General features: G+C 64.2%; 7 protein-coding genes. 6 read left to right on the top strand and 1 reads right to left on the bottom strand.

The genetic code is table 11. The features are described from left to right. The 4 genes from EOA60_RS17330 to EOA60_RS17315 form a co-directional block, all read left to right on the top strand. Positions 1–752, top strand: a 752-nt coding sequence (locus EOA60_RS17330) for a ribokinase (RefSeq protein ID WP_164899367.1), incomplete at its 5' end; no start/stop codon positions are given. Positions 753–757: 5 nt separating this feature from the next. Beyond that, on the top strand, positions 758–2,209 hold the full coding sequence (locus EOA60_RS17325; RefSeq protein ID WP_095823500.1) for an amidase: 1,452 nt from the start codon (positions 758–760) through the stop codon (positions 2,207–2,209). A 93-nt stretch (positions 2,210–2,302) separates the two neighbouring features. Further along, positions 2,303–2,917, top strand: coding sequence for a LysE family translocator (locus tag EOA60_RS17320; RefSeq protein WP_095778737.1), 615 nt, complete (start codon positions 2,303–2,305; stop codon positions 2,915–2,917). A 51-nt stretch (positions 2,918–2,968) separates the two neighbouring features. Next, positions 2,969–3,280 carry a hypothetical protein gene (locus EOA60_RS17315; RefSeq protein WP_164896179.1) on the top strand — a complete coding sequence of 104 codons (312 nt, stop codon included), beginning with the start codon at positions 2,969–2,971 and terminating at the stop codon, positions 3,278–3,280. Between the two features lie 118 nt (positions 3,281–3,398). Here the strand turns inward: EOA60_RS17315 and EOA60_RS17310 are convergent, their stop codons facing one another. Next, positions 3,399–4,343 carry a nucleoside hydrolase gene (locus EOA60_RS17310; protein WP_095823501.1) on the bottom strand — a complete coding sequence of 315 codons (945 nt, stop codon included), beginning with the start codon at positions 4,341–4,343 and terminating at the stop codon, positions 3,399–3,401. Between the two features lie 141 nt (positions 4,344–4,484). Here EOA60_RS17310 and EOA60_RS17305 point away from each other — a divergent pair, with 141 nt between their 5' ends. Next, positions 4,485–4,910: an Hsp20 family protein gene (locus tag EOA60_RS17305; protein ID WP_067004038.1), complete on the top strand. Its 426-nt coding sequence runs from the start codon at positions 4,485–4,487 to the stop codon at positions 4,908–4,910. Positions 4,911–4,974: 64 nt separating this feature from the next. Then, a complete protein-coding gene (locus tag EOA60_RS17300) occupies positions 4,975–5,232 on the top strand; it encodes a DUF1150 family protein (protein WP_067318876.1) in 258 nt (85 codons plus the stop codon). Positions 5,233–5,285 lie beyond the last annotated feature (53 nt).

Raw genomic sequence — 5,285 nt, 5'->3', positions numbered from 1 at the left:
CTGAGGTGCGCATGGTCGGCGCCGTCGGCAAGGACAGCTTTGCCGCCGAAGCGCTGGCGCTGCTGAAGGCCAGCGGTGTCGATCTTTCCGGCGTCGGCGAGAGCTTCGCCTCCACCGGCACAGCGCTCATCCTGGTCGGTGCCGACGGCGAGAATGTGATCGCCGTCGTGCCGGGCGCTAACGATTCTGTACTGCCCGGCGACATCGCCAAGGCGTATCTGAAGAAGGGCGATGTCGTGCTTTTGCAGCACGAGATCCCGCTGCCCACGGTCGAAGCGGCGCTTGATGCAACCCGCGCGGCGGGTGCCGTCAGCGTGCTCAACACCGCGCCTTTCCGCCCCGAGGCGGCCGGCTTTCTCGGCAAGGCCGACTACGCCGTCGCCAACGAGACCGAGTTCGACCTCTATGGCGAGGCGCTGGTGCTCACCGGCCGCGACCGGGAGGCGCGGATGCGCGACTATGCCGAAAAGACAGGCCGCGCCATCGTCGTGACGCTCGGCGGCGACGGCGTGCTGGCTGCCACTCCCGACCATTTCATCACCGTCCCGGCACTGAAGATAACTCCGGTCGACACGGTCGGCGCGGGCGACACCTTTTGCGGCTATTTGGGCGCCGGCCTGTCGTCCGGCCTCTCGCTCGAACAGGCGCTCACGCGCGCCGCGGCGGCAGGCTCGCTCGCATGCTTGAAGCCGGGTGCGCAGCCGGCGATTCCGCTGGCGAAGGATGTCGACGCGGCCTTGGCCGCGCGGTGACGGCGATGCGCCCGTCGACGAAACACGCCGTGCCGCCGGCAAGCGACATCTGTCGCTTGTCCGCCGTAGAACTTACCGACACGATCAGGCAGCGCCGTCTGTCGGCGCGCGAGGTCGTCAGCGCCTTTCTCGACCGCATCGATGCTGTGAACCCGCTGGTCAACGCCATCGTGTCGCTGCGCGAGCGCGCCGATATCCTGGCGGAAGCCGACGGGGCGGACGCCCATGTGGCACGGGGCGCCGCGGCCGGATCGCTGTTCGGCCTGCCGATCGCCATCAAGGACCTGGCCCTGACCAAGGGCTTAAGAACAACCTTCGGCTCGCCGATCTTCGCCGATTTCGTCCCGCAAGAGGACGATTTCTTCGTCGAGCGCCTGCGCAAGGCCGGCGCCATCATCATCGGCAAGACCAATGTTCCGGAATTCGGGCTGGGCTCCAACACCTACAATCCGGTCTTCGGTCCGACGCTCAATGCCTTCGATCCGACGCTCACCGCCGGCGGCTCGAGCGGCGGCGCTGCGGTGGCGCTGGCGCTCGACATGGTGCCGGTCGCCGACGGCAGCGATTTCGGCGGCTCGCTGCGCAATCCGGCGGCCTACAACAACGTCTATGGCTTCCGCCCCTCGCAAGGGCTGGTGCCGGCCGGCCCCGACATCGATGTCTTCCACGCCCAGATGGGCGTCGAAGGGCCGATGGGCCGGAATGTGCGCGACATCGCGCTGCTGCTCGATGAGCAGGCCGGCTATCATCCGCGGGCGCCATTGTCGCATGACAAGCAGGGCTCGTTTCTCGAAGGCCTGCGGGAGAAAGCCACCGGCGGCCGCATCGCCTGGCTCGGCGATTTCGGCGGCCATCTGCCGATGGAGCCAGGCATTCTCGACCTGTGCGAGACTGCCCTCGCCCGCTTCGCGGACGCCGCGTTCCACAGCGAAACGCTGGTGCCGGATGCCGACTTCGAAGCGCTCTGGCAGGCCTTTGTGACGTTGCGCCAGGCGAGCAGCGGCTGCGGACTGAAGGCGCATTATGACGATCCGGAAAAGCGCAGGCTGCTGAAGCCGGAGGCCGTTTGGGAAGTTGAGCAGGCGATGCGCCTTACCGCGCCCCAGATCCATGCCGCCTCGGTCCGGCGCACCTCATGGCACCGCACGCTGCTGTCGCTGTTCGAGCGCTTCGACCTTATCGTGCTGCCGACCGCCCAGGTCTTCCCCTTCGAGGTCTCGACGCATTGGCCGCGCGAGATCGCCGGGCGGCCGATGGACAGCTATCACCGCTGGATGCAGGTCTCCGCCTTTGCCACGCTCGGCGGTTGTCCGGCGCTCAATGTGCCGGTCGGCTTCGACGGCAAGGGCCGGCCGATGGGAATGCAGCTGATCGGCCAGCCGCGCGGCGACCTGGCGGTCCTCCAGGCCGGCGCCGCCTATGAGGCGACGCTGCCCTGGCCGGCGGGGGCTGCCTGACGGGCTCAACCGGCTGGCGCGCTTGCGCCCGCGTCAACTCCGTGCATTGATCGCGCTCCGCGCCTGTCGTCGCGATCCTGTTCGGGGGAAAACATGTCGCTGGAACTCTACGCCGCCTATGTCGTCGCCTGCATCGTCATCGTCCTGGTACCCGGGCCGACGGTCACGCTGATCATCGCCAACAGCATCCGCCATGGCTCGCGCGCCGGGCTTGCCAATGTCGCCGGCACCCAGGCCGGGCTCGCCATCATGATCGCCATCGTCGGCATCGGCCTCAACACGCTGATCGCCGGCATGGGTCACTGGTTCGAATGGGTGCGGCTGATCGGTGCGGCTTACCTCATCTGGATGGGTGTGCAGATGCTCCGCGCCAAGGGAGCCCTGAACCCCGATGGATCGGCCAAGAAACCGCGCGGCGGCTTCTTCCTGCAAGGTTTCCTGGTGGCGATTTCCAATCCGAAGACGCTTGTCTTCTTCGGCGCCTTCTTCCCGCAGTTCATCGCGCCACAGGGCAATTACACGCTGCAGATCGTGGTCATGGGCCTGACCGCGATGGTCTTCGCCGCCATGTCGGATTCGACCTACGCGCTTGCCGCCGGCCGCGCCGGGCGCATGCTCTCGGCCAGCCGCGTTAAGCTGATGTCGCGGATCAGCGGCAGCTTCCTGGTCGGCGGCGGGCTCTGGCTGGCATTCTCCAAGGCGAAATGAGAGCGAATACTCTGGTCGCAATTATTTTTGACGCGTATTGAATAATTGTGCTTGGCAGCACACTTCTTCAGGATGAACAAGTCAAACGTTTCCTTCCGGAATCGCTTGCTTATTTGGCAATATGAGTACAGCGACGCCGTGATCGGCGTCGCTTTCTTCTGCGCATTTGCGGCTATGAAATCCATCGCCATCGTTGAGCTTCAGGCCAATCCGGTCATCGCCACTCAACGCGTGATGGGCGTGGTCGAATACGTCAGGGTGAAGCCCATCATCCGTACGGCACGATCGGCCACAATCTATACTACACCTACGATCTGCGCCTTGATGACGACAACACACGGATATCTGTCGACGACGATGTGAGGCGACCCATCTTGTCGGCTCCGTCCTTCCCATCGAGCGACAGCACCACAAGCACGGCGCCGACATCTATCGGTTGATCAACGGATGACGACGTGTGCTTGGTTGGCCGCTTTGACGGTCAGTTGAGCCGCCCCAGCCGCTCCACCAGCAGCGCGAAGAACGCATCGTGGTCGATATCGCGCATGACCATGGCGTTCTTCTCGCGCTTGGTGACGCCCCACCAGTCGATCACCGTCATGCCCATGGTCAGCTCGGAGCTGGTCTCCACGCTGACATTGCAGCGGCGACCCTTGAACAGCTCCGGCTTGAGGAGATAGGCGATCACGCACGGATCGTGCAGCGGCCCGCCGTCGGTGCCGTATTTCTCCTCATCGAAGCGCTCGAAGAACTCCAGCATCTCGGCGGTTGCGGTGCCGACCTTGGTGCCGAGCTGGCGGAAGGCCTGGATGCGCTTGGCCGAGGTCAGTGCCTTGTGGGTGACGTCGAGCGGCATCATCACGATCGGAACGCCCGACTTGAACACCAAATCCGCCGCCTGCGGGTCGACGTAGATGTTGAATTCGGCGGCAGGCGTGACGTTGCCGCCCTCGAAAAAGCCGCCGCCCATCAGCACGATCTCCTTGAGACGCGGCGCGATCCGCGGCTCGCGGATCAGCGCCAGCGCGATATTGGTGAGCGGCCCGAGTGGGCACAACGTGATCGTGCCCGCTTCCTCGCGCATCAGCGTCTCGACAATGAAATCGACCGCGTATTGCTCCTGCAGCGGCATGGTCGGCTCGGACAGCTGGGGTCCATTGAGGCCGGTCTTGCCATGCACGTCCTCGGCGGTGACGAGCTCGCGCGCCAGCGGGCGGATGGCGCCGGCATAGACCTTGACGTCGGGCCGGCCGCCGAGCTCGCAGATCTTGCGCGCATTCTTCTCGGTCAGCTTCAGGGGCACGTTGCCGGCAACGGCGGTGATGCCGACGACCTCCAGCTCGGCGCTGCCGAGCGCCAGCAATATGGCGACGGCATCGTCCTGGCCGGGATCCGTGTCGATGATGATCTTTCGTGACTGGGGCATTTCAATTCCTTTTGGGGAGTCTTTTTGGGCGGGGTTTTGACGGCTTGAACTTGATCGCGCGGCGGACCATATCAAGACCATCGGGAAAAATGCCATCCGGGTTTTTCCGGTTTGTGTCGCTCTTAAGAGGACAGTGTAACAATGAGTCGAATGACGCCCTTCTCCAGCCCGCTTCTTCTGGGCTTCGACGCCATGGAAAAGACGCTCGAACGTCTGGCGAAGTCGGGGGACAGCTACCCTCCGTATAACATCGAGCGTCTGGGCGCCTCGGACGGTAAGGCGGAAAGGCTGCGCATCACACTTGCCGTGGCGGGTTTCGCAGAGAACGACCTCGATGTCACCACCGAGGAAAACCAGCTGATCGTGCGCGGCCGTCAGACCGACGACACCGAGCGCGAGTTCCTCCACCGCGGCATCGCCGCACGCCAGTTCCAGCGCTGCTTCGTGCTGGCCGACGGCATGCGGGTGGTCGGCGCGGAATTGAAGAACGGCCTTTTGTCGATCGATCTCGACCGTCCGGAGGCCGAGCGGCTGGTACGGAAAATAAACATATCGGTGAAAGACTGATCTTTGCCGATGGCTCTAATGCGGGACGGCCGGAAGTGGCGTCCTTGCGCCAAGGAGGCTTGTAATGACCAGAATTGACGAAACCCTGACCATGACCAGCGGCGAATTCGCCCATCTCGGCGAAGGTTCGGTCGCATATCTGAGGAAAATATCGAGCGACGATTTGCGCGGCCGCTTCCCCGGCCTCGGCGAAATCGCGCCCGGGCTGGAACTGTGGGCGCTGTTTGCCGCCAACGGTCAGCCGATCCTGCTTTCCGATGCCCGTGACCGGGCCCTGGCGGGTGCGCTGGAGAACGACCTGACCACGGTCGCCATCCATTGACCCCAATCACTATTTGAATTTGAGGTCGTTGCCTGAATTGGAAAGGGCCGCTC

The organism is Mesorhizobium sp. M1A.F.Ca.IN.020.06.1.1 (assembly GCF_004023265.1).
GTDB lineage: Bacteria > Pseudomonadota > Alphaproteobacteria > Rhizobiales > Rhizobiaceae > Mesorhizobium.
This window is presented reverse-complemented; position numbering and strand designations above follow the sequence as displayed.

What these genes read in the sequence shown, in the direction of transcription:
- EOA60_RS17305 (WP_067004038.1), top strand. Translation starts at nt 4,485, where the DNA reads ATGAGTCGAATGACGCCCTTCTCCAGCCCGCTTCTTCTGGGCTTCGAC.
- EOA60_RS17310 (WP_095823501.1), bottom strand. Translation starts at nt 4,343, where the DNA reads ATGCCCCAGTCACGAAAGATCATCATCGACACGGATCCCGGCCAGGAC.
- EOA60_RS17300 (WP_067318876.1), top strand. Translation starts at nt 4,975, where the DNA reads ATGACCAGAATTGACGAAACCCTGACCATGACCAGCGGCGAATTCGCC.
- EOA60_RS17320 (WP_095778737.1), top strand. Translation starts at nt 2,303, where the DNA reads ATGTCGCTGGAACTCTACGCCGCCTATGTCGTCGCCTGCATCGTCATC.
- EOA60_RS17325 (WP_095823500.1), top strand. Translation starts at nt 758, where the DNA reads ATGCGCCCGTCGACGAAACACGCCGTGCCGCCGGCAAGCGACATCTGT.